Annotated in this window: 25 protein-coding genes; 4 read left to right on the plus strand and 21 right to left on the minus strand. The window is 76.6% G+C overall.

The window, feature by feature from the left end:
- Nucleotides 1-187 precede the first annotated feature (187 nt).
- A complete protein-coding gene (locus G1H19_RS02185) occupies nt 188-1,471 on the minus strand; it encodes a geranylgeranyl reductase family protein (RefSeq protein ID WP_235928478.1) in 1,284 nt (427 codons plus the stop codon).
- Nucleotides 1,472-1,746: 275 nt separating this feature from the next.
- Nucleotides 1,747-2,481, minus strand: coding sequence for a demethylmenaquinone methyltransferase (locus G1H19_RS02190; RefSeq protein WP_235928481.1), 735 nt, complete (start codon nt 2,479-2,481; stop codon nt 1,747-1,749).
- A gap of 38 nt (nt 2,482-2,519) precedes the next feature.
- Here G1H19_RS02190 and G1H19_RS02195 point away from each other — a divergent pair, with 38 nt between their 5' ends.
- Nucleotides 2,520-3,809 carry an isochorismate synthase gene (locus tag G1H19_RS02195; protein ID WP_174277984.1) on the plus strand — a complete coding sequence of 430 codons (1,290 nt, stop codon included), beginning with the start codon at nt 2,520-2,522 and terminating at the stop codon, nt 3,807-3,809.
- 67 nt (nt 3,810-3,876) lie between these two features.
- Here the strand turns inward: G1H19_RS02195 and menD are convergent, their stop codons facing one another.
- Nucleotides 3,877-5,646 (minus strand): 2-succinyl-5-enolpyruvyl-6-hydroxy-3-cyclohexene-1-carboxylic-acid synthase, encoded by a 1,770-nt coding sequence (gene menD / locus G1H19_RS02200; RefSeq protein WP_162393668.1) that lies wholly within the window; start codon nt 5,644-5,646, stop codon nt 3,877-3,879.
- Entirely contained in the window at nt 5,643-6,650 is a 1,008-nt protein-coding gene (locus tag G1H19_RS02205) for an o-succinylbenzoate synthase (RefSeq protein ID WP_162393669.1), read from the minus strand. Before G1H19_RS02205 ends, menD begins: the two co-directional genes overlap by 4 nt.
- Nucleotides 6,651-6,737: 87 nt before the next feature.
- Between G1H19_RS02205 and menE the strand changes: the two genes are divergently transcribed.
- Nucleotides 6,738-7,928 (plus strand): o-succinylbenzoate--CoA ligase, encoded by a 1,191-nt coding sequence (gene menE, locus G1H19_RS02210; protein WP_162393670.1) that lies wholly within the window; start codon nt 6,738-6,740, stop codon nt 7,926-7,928.
- A 3-nt stretch (nt 7,929-7,931) separates the two neighbouring features.
- Nucleotides 7,932-8,804 carry a 1,4-dihydroxy-2-naphthoate polyprenyltransferase gene (locus G1H19_RS02215; protein WP_152732163.1) on the plus strand — a complete coding sequence of 291 codons (873 nt, stop codon included), beginning with the start codon at nt 7,932-7,934 and terminating at the stop codon, nt 8,802-8,804.
- A gap of 160 nt (nt 8,805-8,964) precedes the next feature.
- Here G1H19_RS02215 and G1H19_RS02220 read toward each other — a convergent pair whose 3' ends face one another.
- Together G1H19_RS02220 and G1H19_RS02225 are read right to left on the minus strand one after the other, a co-directional pair.
- Nucleotides 8,965-9,276, minus strand: a complete 312-nt coding sequence (locus G1H19_RS02220; protein ID WP_152732067.1) for a DUF4229 domain-containing protein — start codon at nt 9,274-9,276, stop codon at nt 8,965-8,967.
- On the minus strand, nt 9,269-9,697 hold the full coding sequence (locus G1H19_RS02225; protein WP_235928162.1) for an Lrp/AsnC family transcriptional regulator: 429 nt from the start codon (nt 9,695-9,697) through the stop codon (nt 9,269-9,271). Before G1H19_RS02225 ends, G1H19_RS02220 begins: the two co-directional genes overlap by 8 nt.
- A gap of 117 nt (nt 9,698-9,814) precedes the next feature.
- Between G1H19_RS02225 and G1H19_RS02230 the strand changes: the two genes are divergently transcribed.
- Complete coding sequence (locus tag G1H19_RS02230) at nt 9,815-10,042, plus strand: hypothetical protein (RefSeq protein ID WP_162393187.1); 228 nt, start codon at nt 9,815-9,817, stop codon at nt 10,040-10,042.
- A gap of 271 nt (nt 10,043-10,313) precedes the next feature.
- On the opposite strand, the gene G1H19_RS02235 is transcribed toward G1H19_RS02230, so the two are convergent.
- From G1H19_RS02235 to G1H19_RS02305, 15 genes are all read right to left on the minus strand, one after another.
- Nucleotides 10,314-10,730 carry a hypothetical protein gene (locus G1H19_RS02235; protein ID WP_152732065.1) on the minus strand — a complete coding sequence of 139 codons (417 nt, stop codon included), beginning with the start codon at nt 10,728-10,730 and terminating at the stop codon, nt 10,314-10,316.
- A gap of 209 nt (nt 10,731-10,939) precedes the next feature.
- A complete protein-coding gene (ccsB, locus tag G1H19_RS02240) occupies nt 10,940-11,917 on the minus strand; it encodes a c-type cytochrome biogenesis protein CcsB (RefSeq protein WP_162393118.1) in 978 nt (325 codons plus the stop codon).
- Entirely contained in the window at nt 11,914-13,581 is a 1,668-nt protein-coding gene (gene resB, locus G1H19_RS02245; protein WP_162393119.1) for a cytochrome c biogenesis protein ResB, read from the minus strand. The genes ccsB and resB overlap by 4 nt, the downstream gene beginning before the upstream one ends.
- On the minus strand, nt 13,578-14,498 hold the full coding sequence (locus G1H19_RS02250; RefSeq protein ID WP_152732063.1) for a cytochrome c biogenesis CcdA family protein: 921 nt from the start codon (nt 14,496-14,498) through the stop codon (nt 13,578-13,580). The genes resB and G1H19_RS02250 overlap by 4 nt, the downstream gene beginning before the upstream one ends.
- Nucleotides 14,491-15,099, minus strand: coding sequence for a TlpA family protein disulfide reductase (locus G1H19_RS02255; RefSeq protein ID WP_152732061.1), 609 nt, complete (start codon nt 15,097-15,099; stop codon nt 14,491-14,493). The genes G1H19_RS02250 and G1H19_RS02255 overlap by 8 nt, the downstream gene beginning before the upstream one ends.
- Nucleotides 15,096-15,788: a histidine phosphatase family protein gene (locus tag G1H19_RS02260; protein WP_162393120.1), complete on the minus strand. Its 693-nt coding sequence runs from the start codon at nt 15,786-15,788 to the stop codon at nt 15,096-15,098. The genes G1H19_RS02255 and G1H19_RS02260 overlap by 4 nt, the downstream gene beginning before the upstream one ends.
- Nucleotides 15,785-17,161, minus strand: coding sequence for a glutamate-1-semialdehyde 2,1-aminomutase (hemL, locus tag G1H19_RS02265; RefSeq protein ID WP_162393121.1), 1,377 nt, complete (start codon nt 17,159-17,161; stop codon nt 15,785-15,787). The genes G1H19_RS02260 and hemL overlap by 4 nt, the downstream gene beginning before the upstream one ends.
- On the minus strand, nt 17,158-17,760 hold the full coding sequence (locus G1H19_RS02270; RefSeq protein ID WP_193616557.1) for a hypothetical protein: 603 nt from the start codon (nt 17,758-17,760) through the stop codon (nt 17,158-17,160). The genes hemL and G1H19_RS02270 overlap by 4 nt, the downstream gene beginning before the upstream one ends.
- A gap of 6 nt (nt 17,761-17,766) precedes the next feature.
- On the minus strand, nt 17,767-18,774 hold the full coding sequence (hemB, locus tag G1H19_RS02275) for a porphobilinogen synthase (RefSeq protein WP_162393122.1): 1,008 nt from the start codon (nt 18,772-18,774) through the stop codon (nt 17,767-17,769).
- A complete protein-coding gene (locus tag G1H19_RS02280; RefSeq protein WP_152732060.1) occupies nt 18,771-20,339 on the minus strand; it encodes a bifunctional uroporphyrinogen-III C-methyltransferase/uroporphyrinogen-III synthase in 1,569 nt (522 codons plus the stop codon). Before G1H19_RS02280 ends, hemB begins: the two co-directional genes overlap by 4 nt.
- 109 nt (nt 20,340-20,448) lie before the next feature.
- Nucleotides 20,449-21,402: a hydroxymethylbilane synthase gene (hemC, locus tag G1H19_RS02285; protein ID WP_162393123.1), complete on the minus strand. Its 954-nt coding sequence runs from the start codon at nt 21,400-21,402 to the stop codon at nt 20,449-20,451.
- A complete protein-coding gene (locus tag G1H19_RS02290) occupies nt 21,399-22,820 on the minus strand; it encodes a glutamyl-tRNA reductase (RefSeq protein ID WP_152732058.1) in 1,422 nt (473 codons plus the stop codon). Before G1H19_RS02290 ends, hemC begins: the two co-directional genes overlap by 4 nt.
- Nucleotides 22,817-23,548, minus strand: coding sequence for a redox-sensing transcriptional repressor Rex (locus G1H19_RS02295; protein WP_202925933.1), 732 nt, complete (start codon nt 23,546-23,548; stop codon nt 22,817-22,819). Before G1H19_RS02295 ends, G1H19_RS02290 begins: the two co-directional genes overlap by 4 nt.
- 231 nt (nt 23,549-23,779) lie before the next feature.
- On the minus strand, nt 23,780-24,034 hold the full coding sequence (locus tag G1H19_RS02300) for a glutaredoxin family protein (RefSeq protein ID WP_152732055.1): 255 nt from the start codon (nt 24,032-24,034) through the stop codon (nt 23,780-23,782).
- Nucleotides 24,027-25,574, minus strand: coding sequence for an AMP-binding protein (locus G1H19_RS02305; protein ID WP_162393124.1), 1,548 nt, complete (start codon nt 25,572-25,574; stop codon nt 24,027-24,029). Before G1H19_RS02305 ends, G1H19_RS02300 begins: the two co-directional genes overlap by 8 nt.
- Nucleotides 25,575-25,674 lie beyond the last annotated feature (100 nt).

Raw genomic sequence — 25,674 nt, forward strand, 5'->3', positions numbered from 1 at the left:
CAAAGTTTCCTTGTCGACCCTATGCCCTCGGTCACAGAGAACGAAAGCAGGCGGGGTTGCGATGTCGTAACGCAGGGCACCCTCACCCGCGGGCACCCCGCCGGGCCGGGGACGGCGGCCCGCACCGACCGGGCCGTGCGCGGGCTGCGCGGGGGCGGTGCGCCGGGCACGTCGCCCCGGTCGGCGCTCAGGCGGCGGGGAGCACCCGGGTGAGGACGGCGATCGCGCGGTCGACGGCGTCGCCGTCCCGGCCGTCGTGCAGGTTGCCCATCAGCCGCAGCGCGGCGCGCACCAGGGCGGGGCGCTTGAGGCCGTGCGCGGTGGTGAACCGGACGACGTCCGGGCGGGCCAGCAGGGCCAGGAACCCGGCGCCCAGCCGGTGGTGGCCGCCGTACTCGGCCCGCAGCCGGTCCGGGTAGGTGCGCAGCAGCTGCTCGGCGGCGACCGGGCCGGGCGCGGCCAGCGCGGCGACGACGACCTCGGCCGCGGTGCGCGCGGTCTCCATGGCGTAGCTGATGCCCTCGCCGTTGAACGGGTTGATCGCCCCCACGGTGTCCCCGACGAGCACCAGACCGCGGGTGTAGGCCGGGCGGCGTCCCAGCGAGGTGGGCAGGCCGGCCCCGCGCAGCGGCGTGACCGGCTCGAGCTCCCACTCCGGCGGCAGCGTCTCGACCCAGCGGCGGTACACGGTGCGGGCGTCGTCCGGGCCGGTGCGGCGGGTGTCGAGGAAGCCGAAGCCCAGGTTGGCCGTGCCGTCGCCCATGCCGAACAGCCAGCCGTAGCCGGGCATCGAGGCGCGGTCCGGGCCGCGGTCGGTCAGGTCGAAGGAGATGTCCAGCCACGGGTCGGCGGACCGGGGGGTGCGCACGTACTGCCGCACCGCGACGCCGAGCGGCTGGTCGGTGCGCCGCTCCAGGCCCAAGGACTTGGCCAGCCGGCCCGACGAGCCCTCGGCGGAGACGACCAGCCGGGCGTGCCAGGTGACCGGCCGCTTCCCCGGCCCGGCGAGGGCCTGCACGCCCACCACGCGGCCGGCGTCGTCCAGCAGCGGGTCGGTGACGGTGACGTCCTGGTGCACCTGCGCGCCGGCGGCCGCGGCGTGCCCGGCCAGCTGCTGGTCCAGGTCGGCGCGGGTGCGGATGAGGCCGTAGCCGGGCCAGCGGGTCAGCTGCGGCCAGTCGACCTCGACGACCTGGCCACCGCCGAACACCCGCAGCCCCCGGTGCCGGGTCCAGCCGGCGGTCTCGGAGGTGTCGATGCCCATGGCCTGCAGGCTGGCGACCCCGCGCGGGGTCAGCCCGTCGCCGCAGACCTTCTCCCGGGGGAACACCGCCTTCTCCAGCACGACGACGTCCAGACCGGCCCGCGCCAGCCACCAGGCGGCGGTCGACCCGGCCGGCCCGGCGCCGACGACGACGACGTCGGCGGTGCGGCCCTGCACGTCGGCGCGCTGGTCGTCGGTGCCGGTCACCGTGCTCACCACCTCGTCGTCCGGGCGCCGGCCGGGTGGGCGCGGGCCCGGTGATCGTAAGCAGACGACCCCGGGCGGGTCAGCCGGCGGGCGGCGGCGGGGCGACCGGGTCGGTCGGGCTGGGCGTGGGGCCGGGCGCGGGCGAGCCGGGCGGCGGGGCGCCCGGCGGGGGCGGGTCGACCGGGGAGGGCGACGGCGAGGGCTGGTCCGGGACGGGCATCGGCGGTGACGTCATGGCCGGTGCGTGCCCGCGTCCACGGCCCGGCAACCGCTGATCAGGCGCGGGTGCCCCGGTGCAGCGCGACGACCCCGCCGGTGAGGTTGCGCCAGGCGACGTCGCTCCAGCCGGCACCCTGCAGGCGGGTGGCGAGCGCGGCCTGGTCCGGCCAGGCCCGGATCGACTCGGCGAGGTAGCCGTAGGCGTCGGGGTTGCTGCTCACCCGGTCGGCGATCCGCGGCAGCGCCTTCATCAGGTACTCGGTGTAGACGGTGCGGAACGGGCGCCACACCGGCGAGGAGAACTCGCACACCACCAGCGTGCCGCCCGGCCGGGTGACCCGGCGGAACTCGCGCAGCGCGGCGTCCGGGTCGGCCACGTTGCGCAGGCCGAAGGAGATGACCACGCCGTCCACGCTCTCGTCGGCCAGCGGCAGCGCCATCGCGTCGCCGGCGACCTTGGGCACCGGGCGCTGCATGCCGGCCCAGAGCATGCCCTGGGAGAAGTCGCAGGCGATGGCCCGCACCCCGCCGGCGGCGAGCTCCACGGTGCTCACCGCGGTGCCGGCGGCGACGTCCAGCACGGTCTGCCCGGCACGGGCGCCGAGGGCCTGCCGGGTGGCCCGGCGCCAGCCGGCGTCCAGGCCACCGGAGAGCACGGTGTTGGTCACGTCGTAGCGGCCGGCGACCCGGTCGAACATCGCGGCGACCTCGGCCGGGCGCTTGTCCAGGTCGGCGCGCAGACCCCGTCGGCTCCGGAGCGTGCTGCGCGTCTCCTCCTCGCGGGTCACCACGGCGGCGACGGTACCCGCACAGCTCCTACCCTCGGGGGGTGAGCACAGCGGCGGTCACCTCCCCGCGGGACCCGGCGTCATGGCGGTCCAGCACCCTGACCACCCCGCTCGGGCGGCGCCGCACCCCGCTGCTCCACCTGCTCCCCGTCGAGGGCGCAGTCTCCTGGGTGCGCCGCGGTGAGGGGCTCGTCGGCTGGGGCGAGGCCGACCGGCTGGAGGTGTCCGGGCCCGGCGCGCTCGCCGAGGCCCAGGAGTGGTGGGCCGACCGCTGCGCCCGCACCGCCGTCGTCGACCCGCTGCGGGTGCCCGGCTCCGGCCCGGTCGTGTTCGCCTCCATCGCCTTCGACACCGAGGCCTCGACGTCGGTCTTCGTCGTCCCCGAGGTGGTCGTGGGCCGCCGCGGCGGGCAGACCTGGGTGACCACCACCGACGACGCCGTGGACCGCCCGGTGTTCGAGACGTCGGGCGAGGAGGCGGACACCTCGATCGGCCAGCTGCGCTACGCCGACGGCTCGCTGGACCCGGTCACCTGGTGCGGTGCGGTGGCCGCGGCCGTGGAGCGCATCGACGCCGGCGACCTGGCCAAGGTGGTGCTGGCCCGCGACCTGCTGGTCACCGCCGACCACCGGCTGGACCCGCGCCGGCTGCTGCTCCGGCTGGCCAGCCGCTTCCCCGACTGCTGGACCTTCGCCGTCGACGGCCTGCTCGGCGCCACCCCCGAGCTGCTGCTGCGCCGCACCGGCCGCGAGCTGTCCGCCCGGGTGCTGGCCGGAACCGCGCCCCGCGGGGCCGGCGCCGCGGACGACGTGCTGGCCGCCGGCCTGCTCGGCTCGGCGAAGGACCGGGCCGAGCACCGCTACGCGGTCGACTCGCTGGTCACCGCGCTGCAGCCGTTCTGCTCCGAGCTGGTCGCCCCGGCGGAGCCCGAGCTGCTCACCCTGCCCAACGTGCGGCACCTGGCCAGCGACGTGCGCGGCACCCAGCGGCGCAGCGGCGCCCGGGGGGCCGCCGGCCTGCTGGAGCTCGTGGACGCCGTGCACCCGACGGCCGCGGTCTGCGGCACGCCGACGCCGGTCGCGGCCCGGGTGATCGCCGAGCTGGAGGGCATGGACCGCGGCCGCTACGCCGGGCCGGTCGGCTGGCTGGACGCCCGGGGCGACGGCGAGTTCGGCATCGCGCTGCGCTGCGCCCAGCTCACCGGCGAGGACGGCGGCGCCCAGGCCCGGCTGTTCGCCGGCTGCGGCATCGTCGCCGGCTCCGACCCCGCGGCCGAGCTGGCCGAGACGCAGAACAAGCTCGCCGCCTTCCAGGCCGCCCTGGAGGACTGAGGAAGGACCCCGCTGCCCCCCCACCACTTGCACGCTCGCGGCGGGACCCTGCAGCGGGGCCGTCCGGTCAGCTCAGCGCGGTGGCGGCGGCATCCCGCAGGCGGGTGGCGAGCTCGGCCTCGGCGCGCTGGTCGGTGCGGACGACGACCACGCGCCGGCCACCGGCGGCCAGCGCCTGCTGCAGCTGGTCCGGCGTGGTGACCGCCGTCGCCGGCCAGCCCAGCGCCCGGGCCACCGCGACCAGGTCTCGGCCGTGCGGGGTGCCGAACACCCGGCGGTACCGGTCGCGGTAGGCGTCACGGCCGGGCTCGAGCTGGGCGAAGATCCCGCCGCCGTCGTTGTCACCGACGACGACGGTCAGGTCGGGCAGCGGCTCGCCGTCGCCCTCGACCAGCCCGGTCATGTCGTGCAGGAACGTGAGGTCGCCCATCAGCGCGAACGCCGGTCCGCCGCCGGCGGCCTGGTGGGCCAGGGCGGCGCCGGTCGCGGTGGAGATCGTGCCGTCGATGCCGGCCACGCCGCGGTTGGCCAGCACGGTCAGCCCGGCGCGGGGCACGGCCAGCCGGTCCACGTCGCGCACCGGGGTGGAGCTGCCCAGCACCAGCAGGGCACCGGCCGGCAGCGCCGCCACCAGGTCGCGCGCCAGCCGCGCGGCGGTGAGCGCCGGCCGCCCGTCCACCGGTGCGTCCAGGACCGCGTCGACGGCGGCGCCGACCCGCGCGGCCGCGTCGGACCACGCCGGCAGCCAGGCCTCGTCCGTCGACCCCGCCGCGTCGGCACCGCCCAGCACGCTGCCCAGGTCGATCCGCACGCCACCCACCACGGCGCTGCCCCGCCCGGGGTCGGGCCAGCGCGGCGTGGGGCCCAGCGTCTCGACGGCGACGTCCGGGTCGGCCAGCAGGGCACCCACCGGCCGGGACAGGGTGGGCCGGCCGACCACGAGCACCCGGTCGGGCCGGTGCTCGGCGATCCAGTGCGGGGTGCCCAGCAGCAGCGCCGCGCCGCGCACCGCCCCGGTGGCCCCCCAGGCACCGCTGCTCGGCTCGGCCAGCACCGGCCAGCCGCGCTGGTCGGCGATCACCGCTGCCGCGCGGCCCACCGCGGTGGGCGCGTCCCCGGCGACCACGACGGTGCGACGGCGCCGCCGGCTGGCCAGCGAGGCCAGTGACGGCGCGGCCAGCGGCCCGGGCTCGGTGGCCGCCGAGGTCCACGGGGCGCCGTCCGGCCGGCCCGCCCAGGGCGAGGTCGGCTCGGCGCCGGGCTCGGCGGTGTCGTCGGCGTCCGGCATCAACGGGTCGCGCAGCGCCAGGTTCAGGTGCACCGGGCCGGGGTCGGCGGAGAGCGCTCCGACGGCCAGCAGCAGCGCCCGCGCGGTGAGCGAGCGCCAGTAGCGGTTCTGCACGGCCTCCCGGCCGGGCTCGGGCACGCCCAGGTCGGCGGCGAAGCGCACCGCGCCGCCGTAGAGCCCGACCTGGTCGACTGTCTGGTTCGCGCCTGTGCTGCGCAGCTCCGGCGGGCGGTCGGCGGTCAACGCCAGCAGCGGCACCCCGCTGTGCGCCGCCTCCAGCACGGCGGCATGCAGATGGGCCGCGGCGGTGCCCGAGGTGGTGAGCACCGGCACCGGCCGGCCGGACGCCTTCGCCAGACCGAGGGCGAGGAAGGAACCGGTGCGCTCGTCGATGCGCACGTGCAGCCGCAACCGGCCGGCGGCCTCGGCGTCGGCCAGCGCCAGGGCCACCGGCGCCGACCGCGACCCCGGGCAGACGACGGCGTCCCGCACGCCCCCGCGCAGCAGCTCGTCGACGAAGACCCGCGCGAAGGCGGTGGACGGGTTCACGCCGACGCCCCGGACACGGGCGCGGTCCCGGGGCAGGGCGGGGATCCGGCCTGCACCGCGGCGAGCCGGTCCAGCCAGCGCCGCTCGGTGTCCGGGTCCGCGGCGGTCTCGGCCAGCCGGTCGGGCACCACGGCGCGCACGGCCACGGCGCCGTCGACCGGCAGCAGCGGGGTGGAGGTGACGTCGTCGGTGAACAGCGCCACGGTGGCCAGGCCGCAGGCGAAGGGCAGCTCGGGCAGGGCCGCGGCGAGCGCCACGCCTGCGGCCATGCCGACCGAGCTCTCCAGCGCGGAGGAGACCACGCAGGGCAGCCCGTGCGCCTCGGCGACGGCCAGCGCAGCCCGCACGCCGCCCAGCGGGGCGACCTTGAGCACCAGCACGTCGCAGGCCTCGCGCAGGTCCACCCGCAGCGGGTCCGCGGCCAGCCGCAGCACCTCGTCGGCGGCGATCCGCACGTCGGTGCGCCGGCGCAGCGCGACCAGCTCGGCGACCGTGGCGCACGGCTGCTCGACGTACTCCAGGCCGACCCGGTCCAGCTCGCGGATGCGGGCCACGGCGGTGTCGACGTCCCAGGCGGCGTTGGAGTCGACCCGGATGGCGCCGGCCGGACCCAGGGCGTCACGCACCGCCTCGACCCGGGCGACGTCGTCGGCGGGGGTCTGGCCGGGCTCGGCCACCTTGACCTTCGCGGTGCTGCAGCCGGACGCCGTCACGAGGGCGTGCGCCTGCTCCGGGCCGACCGCGGGCACGGTGACGTTGACCGGCACGGTGGATCGCTGCGGGGCCGGCCAGCCCAGCACCGCGGCCTCGACGGCGCTGGCCCACCAGCGGCGGCTGGTGGCGTCGTCGTAGTCCCAGAACGGGCAGAACTCGCCCCAGCCGGCCGGGCCCTGCACCAGCACGGCGTCCCGCACGTCGATGCCGCGGAACCGGGTGCGCAGCGGGATGCGGTAGACGTGGGCGGACAGCGCGACCGACGGCGCGTCGGGGCCGGCGGTGATCACCCGTCCAGCGTAGAAGGACCCCGTCGCCCGCCACGCCCCGCTCCGCTCGCCGCGGGCCCCGGCGACGAGGCCATAGGGTGGTCAGTCGTGGCCCGGCACCTGACACTCGTGCCCGCGCCCGACTGCCCCGGCGGCGTGCTGGACACCGTGTGGCCGGCACTGCGCGCGGCCCTGGACGGCGGCGCCCCGCTGGCCGTCGTCCCGAGCTCTCCGGCGCCCGCGGCCGCCGCCGCGGCGCGGGTGCTGCAGCCGGACCGGCCGCTGGAGCCCGGCGCCGACCTCGTGGTGCTGACCTCCGGGTCGACCGGCGGTGGCCGCGGCGTGCTGCTCGGGGCCGGGGCGCTGCGGGCCTCGGCGAGCGCCACGCTGGACCGGCTGGGCGGGCCGGGCAGCTGGCTGCTGGCGCTGCCCACCTCGGCGATCGCCGGCCTGCAGGTGCTCTGCCGCAGCGCGCTGGCCGGCCGGGTGCCGACCGTGCTCGACCGGCCGGGCGGCGAGTCGCTGGCCGCGGCGCTGGCCCGGATGCCGGCCGGCGACCGGCGGTACACGGCGCTGGTGCCCACCCAGCTGCTGCGCTACCTGGACCACGAGCCCGAGGCACTGGCCACCCTGGACGGGGTGCTCGTCGGCGGCGCCGCCACCGACCCGGCGCTGCTGGCCCGGGCACGCGCCGCCGGCGTCGCGGTGCGCACCACCTACGGCATGAGCGAGACCGCCGGCGGGTGCGTGTACGACGGCGTCCCGCTGGACGGCGTCCGGGTGCGGGTGGGTGGGGACGGCGTGCAGCTGGCCGGCCCCGTGCTCGCCGACGGCTACCGGCTGGACCCGGAAGCGACCGCCGCTGCCTTCGCCGACGGCTGGTTCACCACCCGGGACGCCGGCTCGCTGACCCCCGACGGCCGGCTCACCGTGCACGGCCGGCTGGACGACGTGGTGGTCACCGGCGGGGTCAACGTGGCGCCGCAGGCCGTGGAGGCGGCGCTGCGGGAGCACCCCGCCGTCGCCGACGCCGTGGTCACCGGCCGGCCCGACCCGGAGTGGGGGCAGCGGCTCGTCGCGGTGGTGGTGCCCGCCCCGGGCGCCGCACCGGCGCTGGCCGAGCTGCGGCCCTGGGTGGCCGGGCGGCTCGGCGCGCCCGCCGCACCCCGCGAGCTGTGGCTGGTCGACGCCGTCCCCACGTTGCACACCGGCAAGCCGGACCGGCGGGGCGTGGCGGCCGCCGTCCTCGACGGCACCCTGCACCCCGCACCCCCGATCCCCGACGCAGGAGCGCACTGACCCATGGCCACCCCCGCCCAGTGGGTCGAGGGCGCCCGCCCCCGCACCCTGCCCGCCGCCCTCGCCCCCGTACTGGTGGGTTCCGGTGTCGCCGGCGCCCTCGACGAGTTCCGGGCCGGCCCCGCCCTGCTCGCCCTGGTGGTGGCGCTGGCGCTGCAGGTGGCGGTCAACTACGCCAACGACTACTCCGACGGCAAGCGCGGCACCGACGCCGAGCGGGTCGGGCCGATGCGGCTGGTCGGCTCCGGGGCGGCGACGCCGCGGCAGGTGCTGGTGGCGGCGCTGCTGTCCTTCGCCGTCGCGGGGGTGGCCGGTCTGGCGCTGGCCGCGGTGTCCAGCTGGTGGCTGGTGGCGGTGGGCGCCGCGTGCATCGCGGCGGCCTGGACCTATACCGGGGGCCCGATCCCCTACGGCTACCGGGCGCTGGGCGAGGTGTTCGTGTTCGTCTTCTTCGGCCTGGTGGCCGTGGTGGGCACGACCTTCGGCCAGACCCGCTCGGTCGACGGGCTCGCGTTCGCCGCCGCGGTGCCGATCGGGCTGCTGTCGGTGGCGCTGCTGATGGTGAACAACCTGCGCGACGTGCACGGCGACGCCGCCGTCGGCAAGCGCACCGTCGCGGTGCTCCTCGGCGAGGCGCGCAGCCGGTACGCCTACGCCGGGCTGATGGTGGTGCCGTTCCTCGCCGTCGTGCTGATCGGCCTCGCCCGGCCCTGGGCGCTGCTGGCCCTGCTGGCCGCCCCGCTGGCGGTGCCGCCGGTGCGCACGGTGCTGCGCGGCGGACGCGGCCCCGTGCTGATCGGCGCCCTGCGCGCCACCGGCCTGGTCACCCTGGTCACCGGCATCCTGCTGGCCACCGGCCTCGCCCTCAGCAGCTGACCCTCCCGCCCCACGCCACTACCCCCTCACCGCCCCCCATCGCCCGGCGATCATGGAGCTGCACGAGCGACCCGCCGGCGCGCCGTTCACACAGCTCCATGATCGCGGCGGGGGCTGGGGGGTGGGGGGCGGCTGGGGGCGGGGGCGGGGGGGGAGGGGGTTACTCGGAGCCCTTGAGGCGGGCGCGGAGCTCCTCCTTGGAACGGCGGCGCACCTCGCCGCGCGCGACCAGGGCCTCGGTGAGGCGTTCCCGCAGCGAGCGGAGCAGCACGAAGGACACCGGCATGGACAGCAGCAGGCCGAACAGCAGCGCCGGGATGCCGACCAGGCCGACCGACCACAGCAGGGCCACGAGCACGCCGGCGACGAGCAGCCGGCCCAGGGTGTAGGCGATCAGCAGCGGTGCCAGGGCAGGGGGCCGGGCCGGTTGCCCGTCCGGTCCGACGGGTGTGGTGGTGCTCGGCTCAGCCATGACGGCCCTCCCACTTGGTCGACAGCACGACGGTCGTCCGGGTGCGGGCGACGCCCCGGATCCTGTTCAACGCGCTGATGGTGCTCTCCAGTGCCGGGATGTCGGGCACACGCACCTTGAGCATGTAGCCCTCGCTGCCGGCCACGAACCAGCAGTCCTCGACGCCGGGGACCTCGCGCAGCGCGTCCTCGATGCCCTCCTCGACGACGGAGTCGCTCTCGATCAGCCCGACCAGCGCGGTGACCCCGAGCCCGACCGCCGCCGGGTCCACCACCGCACGGTAACCGGTGATCACCCCGGCCGACTCGAGCTTCCCGACCCGCTCGTGCACGGCCGGCGCCGACAGTCCGACCTGCCGGGCCAGCTCGGCGTAGCTGGCCCGGCCGTTCTCACGGAGCAGGGAGATCAGCTGCTCGTCCACCGCGTCGATGGCCGGTCCTCCTCGCGCGCGCAGGCGGTCCCAGGAGTCGGTGACCGCTCCTGCTGCTGCGAGTATCGCTCCGGTCGTACATTGGAGTCCGACGAGGGTGGTGATCCGGTGCTCTTCCTGCTCCTGATGGTGATCGCCGTGGCCGTGGTGGTCATGATGATGCGCAAGTCCGCGATCCAGCGTGGCCCGGAGGGGCCGGGGCGGGGCGGCACGCCGCGCCCCCCGAGGCAGCCGCGTCCGACGCGCCCGCCGTCGGTGCTCGGCCCGGACGACGACCCGGACTTCCTCCGGGAGCTCGACCGGCGCACCCGCCGGGACGACGGCACCCCCGCCTGACCGAGCGCGCACGGCGCGACACCGCGCCGTGCGCGTCGTCCTGGACCGGACGACGATCGCCGACGACGATCCGACGGGGCCGATTGCGGCCTCGTCGTGTCGACGTCCGCTCATGCTCCCCTGCCCGCGCGGGCCGTCCGGGCGGCACAGGGCGCACCCGCGAGGGATCCTGCGCAGGTCGACCCGGACACGTGCCAGCCGAGGGCGTCCATCGGTCGGGCCCGAGCAGGTCCGACCGTCCGGCGCGTCCGACGTGCAGGCGTGAACCGGCTCAGACCCGGGAGCTGGTGTCCCGCCCGGCCGACGTAGCGCGGCCACCGACGAAGAAGCGGCGCCAGCGCCCACCGCGCGGTGCGGGCCGCAGCACCGTCGCCCGCTCGGGCGGGGCCGGGGACACCGCGGCGGACGCGCGCACCGCCCGCGGGCCAGCGGGCGGTGCGTCCGCGGGGGGCACGTCCACCGGCCGGTCCTGCACCGCCATCGACTCCGCGACGGGCAGCGCAGCTGCGCCGTCCGGCACCGGTCCGGGCCAGCCGAGGCCCGAGCCTGGGTGCACGTCACCCGGCCACCCGAGCGGACCACCGGACACGGACGGCACCCGCGCGGGACCGACGGCGGCCCGGCGGGCGAGGGCCGCGGCCACGAGCGGGTGCGTGCCCTCGGCCTCGCCGGCGGCGTGCCTACCCACGCCGGGGCCCCTCGGGCCGGGTGGCACCGGACCGGTGACGCGCACCGGTGCGGAGGACGACATCCCAGGTCATGACCGCACCCTGCCACGGCGGGACGCCCGGGCGGGCCCCTGCGACACGCCACCGTCACCCGGGCGGATGACCGACGGTCCTCCGGTCGGGCGAGCGGTGCCGGCGGGCGCCGTCCGGGGACGGGCGCCCGCCGTCGTCAGTTGCCGACGCCGGCGTAGGAGTGCAGGCCGGTGCTCACCAGGTTGACGTAGAGCAGGTTGAAGATCATCACGACCAGGCCGATGACGTTGACCCACGCGGCCGGGCGCCCGCGCCAGCCGGCCGTCGCCCGGGCGTGCAGGTAGGCGGCGTAGACGACCCAGGCGATGAACGCCCAGGTCTCCTTCGGGTCCCAGCCCCAGAAACGGCCCCAGGCGCTCTCCGCCCAGATGGCCCCGGCGATGACGCCGAAGGTCCAGATCGGGAAGGCGCAGATGGCGATGCGGTGCGCGGTGCGGTCCAGCGTGGCGGCCAGCGGCAGCCGGTGCACCACCCGGCTGGCCGGTGCGTCGCCGGCCAGCACCCGGGCGTCGTAGCGGGTGCGCACCAGGTACATCACGCTGGCGATGCCGCTGGTGAAGAACAGGCCCATGGCCAGCACGACCGAGGACACGTGCACCGCGAGCCAGGCCGAGCGCAGCGAGGCGACGACCGGCCCGGCCTCGGCGTAGAGGAACAGGCCGACCAGCACCATGCACAGCACGGCAGGCCCCATGACGAACACGCCGATGTGCCGCAGCGACGGCGCGCGGAAGGCGAAGCTCAGGTACGCCACCACCGCGACCAGCACCGAGGCCGTGGCGAACTCGTACATGTTGCCCCAGGGCCAGCGGTCCGTGCCGGCCGCGCGGGCGACCAGCACGGTGAGGTGCGCCAGTGCACCGAGCACGGTGAGGCCCATGGCCAGGGCGCCGTAGCGGCGCCCGCGGTCGCTCTCCGGTGGCGGGGCGAGGTCCTGCGGGGGACGCGGCCGCTCCACCGGGCCGCCGGCTCCGACCAGCTCACGGACCGGGTCGGCCTGGCGGACCCCGCCGAAGGCGAGCTCCGCGCAGAACGCGATCACCGCGAGCGAGTACAGCCCGACGGCGATCGAGAAGGACGTGTTCGACAGCGTCGCCCACTGGTCAGCGCTCACCTGGGGGGTGCCTCCGGTTCTGCGTGCTCCGCGCCGTCGGGCGACGTGGCGGGGGTGGTGGTGCGCCGGGCGCCGTCGGCTGCCCGGGTCGTGAGTGCGTCCTGCAGGTCGTCGGTCAGCGCCTGGAAACGGGGCCCGGTCTCGCCGCTGCCCCGGGTCAGCGACCCGATGGACAGCACCGTACCCGCGCCGCCGGCACCGGGTCCGGCGCGCGCGAACACCCGCTCACGGCTGAGCAGCAGCATGGCCAACGAGCCGATCATGATGCCGATCGAGGCGATCAGCACGTACACCTGGCCGGGGTCGTGGGACACCTGGATCGCGGCGAACTCGCGCACGCCGGTGAAGGTGACCCGGGTGCCGTCGTCCAGGGTGAACGACTCGCCGGCGGTGAGGTTCGCCGAGCCGACCTGGACCAGCCGGCCGCGCTCCACCTGCGTCTGGTCGATCTGGTAGACCGACTGGGGTATCCCGGAGTCGAGCCCCAGGTACCCCCGGAACACCTGCACGGCGACCTGCGGGCTGAGCGGCCGCGGGTCGATCGAGGTGAGCAGGCCGCCCTGCACCACACCGGTCGGGGCGAAGAAGCCGGCGACGGCGAGCTGGTCGGTCTGCCCGGGGCCGAGGTCGGGCAGCTTGAGCACGCCCTCGCTGGACATCGTGCGGGTCTCGGTCGGCAGGAACGGCCTGCACTCGTCGGTGGCGGGCTCGGTGCCGTCCGGCAGCGTCACCGTGAAGCAGGGGCTGAACCCGTGGCCGGTGACGTACACCCGGTCGCCGTCGGTGCGCAGCGGGTGGTTGACCGAGATCGTGGTGTCCCGGGTGGCCGAGCCGGCCGGGCCGTAGTCGATGTCGGCGGAGAACGACGCGGCGGTGAGGTCGTCCTCGTAGGTGGCCTGGAACGAGCGCAGGTCGACGCAGAGGTCGCCGAGGTCGCTGCCCTGCACCAGCGGCCCGGCGGAGTAGGTGTCGTAGTTCTGGAACGAGTTGCAGAACCCGTCGCCCTCGGTGAGCACGATGCTGCCCTCGTAGCCGAACATCTTGCCGCCGGCCAGCGCCACCAGGATCGCCAGCAGCGAGACGTGGAACAGCAGGTTGCCAGCCTCCTTGAGGTGGCCCTTCTCCGCCGACAGCTCCGGCCCGTGCGCCCGGGTGCGGCGCACCACCCGGAACCGGCGGACCCGCAGCTCCTCCTCCACGACGTCCAGCGCGGCGTCGCCGTCCAGCGTGGTGCGCAGCTCGGTGTGCTCCGGCAGCCGCCGCAGGTGGCGCGGCGCCGGCGGCGGGGCGGCCACGACGCTGCGGGCGTACTCGACCGCGCGCGGCACGATGCAGCCGATCAGCGAGATGAACAGCAGCAGGTAGACGGCCGAGAACCACGGCGAGCCGAAGACGTCGAACAGGTAGAGCCGGTCGAGCACCGGCGCGAGGCTCGGGTGGTCGCGGAAGTACTCGGTCACCTTCGACTGGGACAGCGATCGCTGCGGCAGCAGCGACCCGGGGATCGCCGCGAGCGCCAGCAGGAACAGCAGCATCAGCGCGGTGCGCATCGCGGTCAGCTGGCGCCACCAGCGCAGCAGCCGGGCGGCGACCCGGCGGCCGAGCGACGGCGGGGACGGCGGTCCGGCGGGCGCGGCCGGGCGCGGGGGCGCGGTGGTGGTCACAGCGAGGAGTCCGCGAGCCCGTAGGTCGCCAGCCAGGAACGCAGCCACTGCATCGACTCGGTCCAGGCGCCGGTGACGAGCATGACGCCGACGACGATCAGCACCGCCCCGCCGACCCGGGTGACCGCCTGGGCGTGCCGGCGCAGGAACGAGGTGGCGCCCACCGCCCAGCGCGCGCCCATGGCCACCAGCACGAACGGCACACCCAGCCCGAGGCAGTAGGCGACGCCGAGCACCACGCCGCGGCCGGCGGTGGCCTCGTTGTAGGCGAGGGCGTTGACCGCCCCGAGCGTCGGGCCCAGGCACGGCGTCCAGCCCAGCCCGAACACGATGCCCAGCAGCGGGGCCCCGGCCAGCCCGGCGGCCGGGCGGGCGGACAGTCGCTGGGTGCGCTGCAGCAGCGGCAGCCAGCCGAGGAAGCCCAGCCCCAGCACGATGGTGATCACCCCGAAGACCCGGTCGAGCAGCTCCGCGTGCACCAGCAGCAGCCGGCCCAACCCACCGAAGGCGGCGCCGTAGGCCACGAACACGGCGGTGAAGCCCAGCACGAACAGCACCGCGCCCAGCACCATCCGGCCGCGCGGGGCCCGCTCGTCCTCCACCGGCCGGCCCACCGCCGTGCCGACGACGTCCGGACCGACCGGGTCCTGGAGGGGCGTCCCCTGACGTGAGCCCGGAGGAGCCGAGGTGGGGCTTCCCTGACTTGAGCCCGAAAAAGTGGGTGTGGGTGTGGGGGCCGGGGCCGGGGCGGGGCGGGCGGCGCCGCTGCCGACCAGGCCGGTGACGTAGGACAGGTAACCCGGCACCAGCGGCAGCACGCAGGGCGAGGCGAAGCTGATCAGGCCGACGAGGGCGGCCACCGCGGCGGCGACCAGCAGCGGGCCGTCGGTCACCAGGTCGCCGAACGTCTCACCCATCGGTCTCCCGCTCCTCCACCAGCCGGTCGATCACGGCGCGCAGGTCGTCCTGTTGCACCACTCCGGTGTACACCGCCGCCACCCGTCCGTCGTCGTCCAGCACGATCGTGGACGGGATGCTGTTCGCCGGGTAGTCCCGGAAGGCCAGCGCCACCTCGCCCCGCGGGTCGAACAGCGACGGGAAGGTGATCCCGCGGGTGTCCAGGAACGCGGTGGCCAGCTGCTCGGTGTCCTTCACGTTGAGGCCGAGGAACTGCACGCCCTGGTCCTGCACCTCGGCGTACACCTCCTGGAAGTCCGGGGTCTCCACGCGGCACGGGGCACACCAGGACCCCCAGAAGTTGAGCACCGCGACGTCGCCGTCCAGCGAGGTGGAGTCGAAGGCCCCGCCGCCGAGCAGGGTGCCGGTGAAGTCCGGGGCGCTGGCCCGCTCGGCGCCGGGGATGACCTCCCCGGCCGGGGTGCCGGCCACGAAGCGGAACTCCCCACCGTTGGCGACGTCGACCGCGTCGTCGCCGGTGGAGCAGCCAGCCAGCAGGGCGGTGGCACCGGCCAGGGCGACGAGCGCCCGCGCGCCCCTGCCCCGCACCGTCCCGCTCATGCCCCGCCCACCTGGCCCTTCCCGGCCGGGCCCGCGGGCTCGGCGTAGCCCACCGCCGCCAGGTGCTCCCCCACGTAGGTGAGCGAGGTGACGCTGGCCAGCCCGCACTGCCGCTTGCGCGGGTCGTGCAGGTAGCGGCGGCCCTCGACGTGCAGCCGCAGCGTCCAGATCGGCAGCTGGTGGCTGACGCAGACCGCGGCCGAGCCGCGTGCGGCGTCCCGGGCGGCGTGCACCGCGCCGAGCATCCGGGCGGCGATCTCGGCGTACGGCTCGCCCCAGGACGGCGTCCACGGATTGCGCAGCCGCCACCAGTTCGACGGGTGCTTCAGCGCGCCGTCCCCCACCCCGAAGGCCTGGCCCTCGAACTGGTTGCCGGCCTCGATCAGCCGCTCGTCGGTGGCGATGTCCAGGCCCAGGCCCGCGGCGATCGGCGCGGCCGTCTCCTGGGCGCGCTGCAGCGGGCTGGCCACCACGTGGGTGACCGCCGGCAGCCGGGCGGGCTCGGCGAACCAGGCCGCGGCGGTGCGGGCCATGCCGTGCCCCGCCTCGGACAGGTGGAAGCCGGGCAGCCGGCCGTACAGCACCCCGGTGGGGTTGAAGACCTCCCCGTGCCGCAGCAGGTGCACGACCGTGGTCTCACCGAGGCCGTCCCCCGTGTCCGCACCCCGAGGGCGGTCGGGTGGGGTCACGGCTGGAGCACCTGGGCGTCGTGGGCCACGGCGGACCGCTCGGCCGGCTCGTCGTCACTGCTGGCGGCCGCGGCGGCGCGGGCGGCGGCGGGCAGGGCGTCGAGCACGTGGCCCACGGCGTCGTCGTCCAGGGCGGCGTTGACGAACCACGACTCGAACGCCGACGGCGGCAGGTACACGCCGCGGGCGAGCATCTCGTGGAAGAACGCGGTGTAGCGGGCGGTGTCCTGGGTGCGGGCGTCGTCGTAGTCGCGCACCTGCCGCTCGTCGGGCACGAAGAACACCGAGAACATCGAGCCGGCCTGCTGCACCCGGTGCGGCACGCCGGCGGCGAACAGCGCCGCGCTGGCCGCGCCGCGCAGGGTCAGCGCCACCTCGTCGCAGCGGGCGTAGACGTCCGGGGTGCAGTGCCGCAGCGTGGTGAGCCCGGCGGCGACCGCCACGGGGTTCCCGGCCAGCGTGCCGGCCTGGTACACCGGCCCGGACGGCGCGAGCTGCTCCATGACGTCGGCCCGGCCACCGAACGCCGCGGCGGGCAGGCCACCGCCCATGACCTTGCCGAAGGTGAACAGGTCGGCGTCCACCGGCTCCAGGCCGTACCAGCCGGAGCGGGTGACCCGGAAGCCGGTCATGACCTCGTCGACCACCAGCAGCGCGCCGTGCGCGGACGTGATCCGGCGCAGCTCGGCGTTGAAGCCGTCCAGCGGCGGGACGACGCCCATGTTCCCGGCAGCCGCCTCGGTGATCACGCAGGCGATCTCGCTGCCCCGCTCGGCGAAGACCGCCTCGACGGCGGCGACGTCGTTGTAGGGCACCACCACGGTGTCCGCCGCGGCGCCGGTGGTGACCCCGGGGGTGTCGGGCAGGCCCAGGGTGGCCACGCCCGAGCCGGCCGAGGCCAGCAGCGAGTCGACGTGGCCGTGGTAGCAGCCGGCGAACTTGACCACCACCGGCCGGCCGGTCGCGCCGCGGGCCAGCCGGATCGCCGACAGCACCGCCTCGGTGCCGGAGTTGACCAGGCGCACCCGCTCCACCGGGGCGACCCGCTGCACCAGCTCCTCGGCCAGGTCGACCTCGCCGCCGGTGGGCGTGCCGAAGGTGGACCCCCGGCTCGCCGCGGCGGTGACGGCCTCGACGACCGCGGGGTGCGCGTGACCCAGGATCATCGGCCCCCAGGAGCTCACCAGGTCCACGTAGCGGCGCCCGTCGGCGTCGGTGATCCACGGGCCGGAGCCGGAGACCATGAACCGCGGCGTGCCGCCCACCGCGCGGAACGCCCGGACCGGGGAGTTCACCCCGCCCGGCGTGACCCGGGACGCACGGTCGAACAGGGCGGCGGAGGCGGGCGCGTCGTAGGGGTACGGAGAGCTCACGAGCCCAGTGTCCCCGCTCCCGGGGACGGCGGCTCGGGGCGGTGGGGTGATCCTGGTCCGCCTGTGTCACCGCTGTGACCTGCTGGGGTGCGGCCTGGGTGGGCCGTCAGGACGGCCGCCGCGAGCTCCGCCGGGTGCCGGGTGGGCACCAGCACGGTGTGCCCGTCGGCGAGCCTCAGCGGCAGGCCGCTGCGGCCGGCGGGCAGCGACCAGCCCCCGCCGAGCACCGGCGCGCCCGCGTCCACCCCGGCCGTGCCGCCGCGCACCGCCGCCAGGTGCTCGGCGTCGACCAGCCGCAGCGGGACGCGCTCGCGCCCGACCACCAGCTCGGTGTCCTCGCCGCGGCCCTCGACCCGCACCGTCCACAGCCGCCGGGCGGACAGGCAGCCCGCCGCCGCCAGGCCGAGCACGACGGCGGCCACCAGCACCCAGACCGGCGTGGGGACGTCGACTGCGCCCACCGCGACGTCCAGGCCGATCAGCAGCGCCAGCGCGGCGGCCGCCGTCCACAGCGGGCGCCAGGAGCCGCCCGGCTCGTGGTGGCCCACCGGTGACCGGGCACCGGTGGGGTCACCGTCGTCGGCCACCCGGCTCGCCATGCCCGGTCAGCGCACCCAGCGGGCGGCCTCGACCGCCCAGTAGGTGAGCACCGTGCCGGCGCCGGCACGCCGGATGGCGGTGAGCGTCTCCAGCACGGCCCGCCGGCGATCGAGCCAGCCGCGCGCGGCGGCGGCCTCCACCATCGCGTACTCGCCGCTGACCTGGTAGGCCGACACCGGCACGTCGACGGCGTCGGCCACCCGCCGGACGATGTCCAGGTAGGGCAGCGCCGGCTTGACCATGACCGCGTCGGCGCCCTCGGCGAGGTCCTGGGCCACCTCGCGCAGCGCCTCGTCGGCGTTCGGCGGGTCCATCTGGTACGTCGCCCGGTCACCGAACTGCGGCGCGCCCTCGGCCGCCTCCCGGAACGGGCCGTAGAAGCCGGACGCGTACTTCGCGGCGTAGGCCAGGATCGGCGTCTCGGTGGCACCAGCGCCGTCCAGGCCGCGGCGGATGGCCGCGACCTGGCCGTCCATCATCCCGCTGGGCGCGATCACGTGCGCGCCGGCCTGCGCCTGGGCGACCGCGACCGCCGCGTAGCGGTCCAGCGTCGGGTCGTTGTCGACCACCATCGCCCCGCCCTGCCCCCGGACCGCACCCGGCGCCGGGGTGACCACCCCGCAGTGCCCGTGGTCGGTGTACTCGCACAGGCACAGGTCGGCCATGAGCACGAGCTCGTCGCCCAGATCGGCGCGCAGGTGCCGCAGCGCCCGGTTGACGATCCCGTCCGCTGCGTCGGCCTGGGAGCCGACCGGGTCCTTCTCCGCCGGGATGCCGAAGAGCATCAACCCGCCGATGCCGGCCTCGGCCGCCTCGTGCGCGGCCGCCCGCAGCGAGTCCACCGAGTGCTGCACGACACCGGGCATGGAGCTGATCGGCGCCGGCTCGGTGAGGCCCTCCTTGACGAAGACCGGCAGCACGAAGTCGGCCGGGGACAGCCGGGTCTGCGCGGTCAGCCGTCGCAGGGCCGGCGTGGAGCGCAGCCGCCGGCCCCGGGCGAACCCGTCCGTCACGAGCCGGCCCCGTCGCCCTCCGCCTGCGCGGCGCGGCGGGCCTCGGCGAAGGCCGCGAGCGCGTCGACCAGCGGGCCGACGGCCGCGGTCTCCGGCTGCACGTCCACCCGCAGGCCGAACTCGGTGGCGCTGGCGGCCGTGGCCGGCCCGATCACCGAGACGACGGTGCGGGCGTGCGGCTTGCCGGCGATGCCGACCAGGTTGCGCACGGTGCTGGAGGAGGTGAAGCAGACGGCGTCGAAACCGCCGCCCTTGATCGCCTCGCGCACGCTGGCCGCCGGCGGCGCCGCCCGCACGGTGCGGTAGGCGGTGACGTCGTCGATCTCCCAGCCGCGCTCCTTGAGCCCGGCGGCGAGGGTCTCGGTGGCGATGTCCGCCCGCGGCAGCAGCACCCGGTCGATCGGGTCGAACACGTCGTCGTAGGGCGGGAAGTCGACCAGCAGGCCCTCGCTGGACTGCTCGCCGGCCGGCACCAGCTCCGGGACGATGCCGAACTCGCGCACCGCGGCGGCGGTCTGCTCGCCCACGCAGGCGACCTTGACGCCGGCGAACGCGCGGGCGTCCAGGCCGAGCTCGGTGAACTTCTCCCGCACGGCCCTGACCGCGTTGGTGGAGGTGAACACGATCCAGCCGTACCGGCCGGTGACCAGGCCCTTGACCGCGCGGTCCATCTGCGCGGGGCTGCGCGGCGGCTCGACGGCGATGGTCGGCACCTCGACCGGGACGGCCCCGTAGGCCCGCAGCCGGTCGCTCATGTCGCCGGCCTGCTCCTTGGTGCGGGGCACCAGCACGCGCCAGCCGAACAGCGGCCGGCTCTCCCACCAGGACAGCTTCGAGCGCTTGTCGACGACGGACCCGACGGTGGCCACGACCGTGCCGGTGAGCGAGTCCAGGCCGGCGGTCTTCTCCGCCACCGCGGTCAGCTTCACGGCGGTGCTGTGCTGGTCGGTGCTGGAGCCGGCGGTGGTGACCACGATCGGCGTCGAGCCCGGCAGCCCGCCGGCGACGAGGTCGGCGGCCAGCTGGGGCAGCTCGGCGGCGCCGGTCTGCAGCACCAGCGGGCCACCGGTGCCGTGCGCCGCGGCGGCGAGCGCGGCCACGTCGGCGGCCGGGGAGTCGCTGCCGCGCAGGTCGGCGAACGTGGCCGACCCGCCCAGGGCGACCCCGGCGTAGGCCGGCACGCCGGTGCCGACGGCCACGCCCGGGACGACGTCGAAGGCGATGCTGGTGCGGGTCACCGCCAGCACCTCCTTGACGACGGCGTCGGTGGTGAACGGGTCGCCGGCGACCAGCCGGACGACGACGCTGCCGGTCTTGGCCGCGGCGACCGCGGTCCTGGCCACCTCGGCGGGCTCGCCGGCGGTGGGCTTCAGCTCCGTGCCGGGGTGCGCCTCGGTGACGGCCGCGACGACCTCCGAGGAGACGTCGGCGTCGACGAGCACCAGGTCGGCCGTGGCCAGCGCCGCGCTCGCGCGGGCGGTGAGCAGTCCGGGGTCGCCGGGGCCGGCGCCGACGAAGACGATCCTGCCGGGGGTGCCGGTGTGGTGAGTGCGTGAGCGCGTCATCGCGTGCTCCTGTTCCTGCCCTGCGGGAGGGCGTGTGCGGTCTGTGGGGTGGTGCGGGTCTGGGGGGCGGCGGGGGCTGGCCACCCGGGTGTCCGGCGGCGCCGGGTGCTCACCGGCCGGTCGCCATCAGGGCGCCGGCGCCCCGGTCGAGCAGCTCCTCGGCGAGCTCGCGGCCCAGCCGGACGGCGTCGCCCGCCGGGCCGCTGGTCGAGGCGCGGACGCCGTCGCTGCCGTCCAGCGCGGTGACCGAGGCACGCAGGAACAGCTCGTCTCCGTCCTCGCCCTCGGCCAGCTCGGCGTAGGCGGCGACCGGGGCACTGCACCCGGCCTCCAGCACGGAGAGCACCGTGCGCTCGGCGACGACGCAGGCGCGGGTGGCGGCGTCGTCGAGCACGGCGAGCAGGTCGGTGGTGCGGGCGTCGTCTGCCCGGCACTCGATCGCCAGGGCCCCCTGCGCGGGTGCCGGCAGCACCTGCAGCGGGTCCAGCGTCTCGGTGATGGCGCCCTGCCGGCCCAGCCGGGTCAGCCCGGCCCGGGCCAGCACGACGGCGTCGAGGTCGCCGCCCACGCCCGGGGTCAGCTCGTCGGCGCCGACGACCCGGGCCATCCGGGTGTCCACGTTGCCGCGGATCGGGACGACCTCCAGGCCCAGGCCGAGGGCGCGCAGCTGGGCCATCCGGCGCGGGGCGCCGGTGCCGACCGTGGAGCCCGCGGGCAGCTCGCCGAGGGTCAGCCCGTCCCGGGCGACCAGGGCGTCGCGCGGGTCCTCCCGCGCCGGCACGGCGGCCAGCGCGAGACCGGGCTCGGGCGCGGTCGGCAGGTCCTTGTAGCTGTGCACCGCGAGGTCGACCAGGCCGTCGTGCAGCGCCTGCCGGATCGCGGTCACGAAGACGCCGGTGCCGCCGAGCTGGGCGATGGCGCCGGCGGACCGGTCGCCCTCGGTGGTGATGTGCACGAGCTCGACCGGCACGCCGGTGGCGGCGGTGAGGGCGTCGGCGACGTGCTGGGACTGGGTGAGCGCCAGCTGGCTGCGCCGGGTGCCCAGGCGGAGGGGGGTGGTCACGGGCCGGTCCGCCCCCTGCCGTCGCGCGGGGGCTGGGCGTCGGCGCCGCCGTCGACCGGCAGGTCGAGCAGGGTGTCCAGCGACAGCGTGCCGCGCAGGTCGGCGTCGACGCTGACGGCGCCGGCCAGCGGGGCGTTGCCGGCGTCCAGGCCGAGACCGAACAGGGCGCGCAGCGCGTCGGCGTAGTCGGTGCCGTTCGGGGCGCTGGCCAGCTCCTTCACCCGGACGGTGGGCTCGTGCAGCAGCTTGTCCACGACCCGGCGCACGGTGCGCGCGATCTCGCTGCGCGCCCGCGCGTCCAGGTCGGGCAGCCGGGTGGACAGCCGCAGCAGCTCGGCGTCCACGACGCCGGCGGCCTGGCTGCGCAGCGCGGACACCGTGGGGGCCACCGCCGCGGCCTGGCGCTCGGCGCGCAGCAGCGAGGTCTCCAGCTCGACCAGCGCGTGCGCGGCGGCGATGTCGTCGGCGGCGACGGACCCGGCCACCGGCCGGCCGTCGACCCGCTCGCCCTGCAGCGACACCAGGTCGACCACCTGCACCCCGGGCAGGCCCGCGACCGCGGGGTCGACGTCGCGCGGCAGCGCCAGGTCGATGACCACCAGCGGGCGGCCGGGCCGGGCTGCCATCGCCTCGCCCACGGCGTCGGTGCCGATGACGGTGCCGGCCGAGCCGGTACAGGTGACCAGGACGTCGGCCGCGACGAGCTGGTCGACGAGCTGCTCCAGCGGCGCCTGCCGCCCGCCGACGGCCTCGGCGAGCCGGACGGCGGAGGCCGCGGTGCGGCTGCTGACGGTGACCGCGGCACCGCGGCGGGCCAGCGTGGTCGCCGCCAGCGCGCCCATCGAGCCGGCGCCGACCACCAGCACCGGGCGTCCGGTCAGTGGGCCCAGTCGACCCTCGGCGCGCTCCAGGGCGACCGAGACCAGGCTCGCGCCCGCCTTGTCGATGCCGGTCTCGGCGTGCACGCGCTTGCCGACCCGCAGGGCCCGCTGGGCGATCGGGTGCAGCTCGCGGCCGACCGTGCCCTCCTCCTGCGCCAGCGCGTAGGCGGCGCGCAGCTGGCCGAGGACCTGGGTCTCCCCCACCACCATCGAGTCCAGGCCGGCCGCCACGGTGCACAGGTGCGCGATCGCCTGGTCCTCGTAGTGCACGGTCACGTACGGCGACAGCTCCTCGACCGTGGTGCCGGCCTGCCGGGCCAGCACCCGGCTGACGTCGGTGACGCCGCCGTGGAAGCGGTCGACCTCGGCGAAGACCTCGACCCGGTTGCAGGTGGCCAGCACGATCGCCTCGGTCACGTGGTCGCTGGCGACCAGCTCGTGCAGCGTCTTGGCCTTCTCGTCGGCGGTCATCGCGACCTGCTCGAGCAGCGAGACCGGTGCCGTCTGGTGGCTGATGCCCACCGCGAGCAGGCTCATCGGAGCGCTCCTGTCCCGGCGGCCACGGTCGCCCGCGCGCCGCCGTCCCGGTCGTCGTCGGCCGGCCGGGACGCCGCCGCCAGCTGCTGGTCGGTGCGCTGCTGGTCGAGGAAGGACAGCACCTGGAGCTCGACCGAGAGGTCGACCTTGCGCACGTCCACTCCCGCGGGGACGGCGAGCGCCACCGGCGCGAAGTTCAGGATGCTGCGCACCCCGGCCGCCACCAGCCGGTCGCAGACCGACTGGGCGACCTCCGCGGGCGTGGTGAGCACACCGATCGAGGCACCGGTCTCGGCGACGGCGGCCTCCAGCTCCTCGACCGGGCGGACGGTGTGCCCGCCGACCTGCTGCCCGACCAGCGCGGGGCTGGCGTCCAGCAGGGCGACGAACTCGAAACCGCGGCTGCCGAAACCGGCGTAGTCGGCCAGCGCGTGCCCCAGGTTGCCGATGCCGACGAGGACGCAGGCCCGCCGGCGCTCCATGCCCAGGGCGGCGCCGATCCTGCCGTGCAGCACGGCCACCTCGTAGCCGACGCCGCGCACCCCGCAGGAGCCGAGGTAGCTCAGGTCCTTGCGCAGACCGGCCGGGTTGACCCCGGCTGCGGACGCCAGCTCACCACTGGAGACACTGGTACGGCCGGCGTCGAGCAGCACCGTCAGCACGCGCAGGTACACGGCCAACCGGGCGACGGTGGCCTCCGGGATCATCCGGGGGCGCGACTGGGTCACGAGCGCACTCCACAGCGGTCCTGGTCGCGCAGACGGCGGGAGCCGTCGACGACCGAGGGACATCGGGGACGCCGGTCGATCGACGGCGTGTCGTCGGCGCGGCACCACAACGGTAGTGCTTGTGAACGCAGGAACAAAGTCGTCCGACGACGAACCCCAGGTCGGGGGCCCTGTTGTGTCCGAAGCCATACCGCGGACGCCGTTCCGGGCCCCTCCGCGGGGGTGTCGCGCTCAGCCGAGACCGAGGTCCCGGCGCAGCCGGGGCACGTCGACGGTGAAGTAGGAGTGCTCGCGGCCGTCGAGCAGCACCACCGGCACCCGGTCGCCGTACTCGGCCCGCAGCTCGTCGTCGCCGTCCACGTCGACCTCGGTCACGGCCAGGCCCGCCTCGCCGCCGACCCGGCGCACCGTCTCGCCGGCGACGACGCACAGGTGGCAGTCGGCACGGGTGAGCAGCTGCAGCCGCGGCGTCCCGGGCTCAGTCATCGACCGCCCCGACCAGCCCCAGCTCGCGCAGCCGCGCCCGGCTGACCTTGCCGGTGAGCGAGTGCGGCAGCGTGGGCACGAACAGCACCGAGCGCGGCACCTTGAACCGGGCCAGCGACACCGCGGCGTGCGCCAGCAGGTCGGCCTCGGAGACCGGGTCCGGGCCCGGGACCCGGACCACCACCGCGTGCACGGCCTCCCCGGTGCGGGCGTCGGGCACGCCGATGACCGCGCTCTCGGCGACCCCGGGGTGCGCGTCGAGCACGCGCTCCACCTCGCCCGGGTAGACGTTGAACCCGCTGACCAGCACCAGGTCGCCGCGGCGGTCGACCAGGTGCAGGTCACCCTCGGCGTCGCGGTAGGCGATGTCACCGGTGGCCAGCCAGCCGGCGTCGTCCGGGCCGTCGGCGCCGTCGGGCCAGTAGCCGGCGAAGACGTTGGGGCCGCGCACGCAGATCTCCCCGGCCTGGTCGGGCTCCTCGTCGGGGAACGGGTCGCCGAACACGTCCTCGCGCACCCGGGTGCCGTGGTCGGGGCCGGCGGCCGGGCCGCCGGCGGTGTCCCGCAGCACGACCTCGACGCCGGGCAGCGCGGCACCGATGCAGGCCGGCTTGGCGCGGCCGCCGGCCAGCGTGCTGGCCACCACCGGGGCGGCCTCGGTCAGCCCGTAGCCCTCCCACACCGTCACCGCCGCGCGATCGCGCATCGCCGTCCAGACCTCGGCGGGCAGCGGGGCGGCCCCGCAGCTGGCCATCCGGACGGCAGCGAAGGCCCGGCGCAGCGCCACGTCGCTGCCGGCCGCGTCGGCGACGGCCAGCCAGGCCTGGTACATCGGCGGCGCCCCCGGGACGGTGGTGACACCGGCCTCGGCCATCAGCTGCAGCGACCCGGCGGGGTCGAAGCCGTCCAGCAGCAGCGCGCAGGCGCCGGTGGCGATCGACAACCCGAGCCCGCTGTTGAACCCGTAGACGTGGAACAGCGGCAGCACCACCAGCACGAGGTCGTCGGCGCGCACCGGCGGCGGGGACATCTGCAGGCACTGCCGCTGGTTGGCCAGCAGCGCGGCGTGGGTCAGCATCGCCCCGCGGGGGCGGCCGGTCGTGCCGCTGGTGTAGGCCAGCAGCGCCAGGCCGGTGCCGTCGTGGCCGGCCGGCACCAGGGCGTCCCCGCCGTCGGGCGGGCCGACGAGCACCGGCACGCCGCCCAGCGGGGCGCGCTCGGCGTCGGTGACCAGCAGGGCCGCGCCGGAGTCGGCGAGCACGTACTCCAGCTCGTCGTCGGTGTAGGCGGTGTTGACCGGGACGACCACCAGCCCGGCCCGCAGCGCCCCGAACACCGCGACGACCCAGTCGACCCCGTTGGGCAGCCGGACGGCGACCCGCTCACCGGGTGCCAGCCCCCGGGCGGCGAAGCCGGCCGCGGCGCGGTCGACCTCGGCGTCCAGCTCACCCCAGGTGCGCCGCTGCTCGCCGTGCACCAGGGCCGCACGGTCGGCGCCGCCGGCCGCGGCGCGGCGCACCAGGCCGTCGAGGCTGCGCACGGGGGCTTCGTCGCTGTCAACCGGCACGTGCACCTCGGAAGGGTGAGGCGACGGCCGGAGGGGCAGCCGCGTGGACGAGAGGGCCTGATGTTGTCACCAT

Origin of the sequence: Goekera deserti (assembly GCF_010685995.1) — a bacterium.
GTDB classification, from domain to species: Bacteria; Actinomycetota; Actinomycetes; order Mycobacteriales; family Geodermatophilaceae; genus Goekera; species Goekera deserti.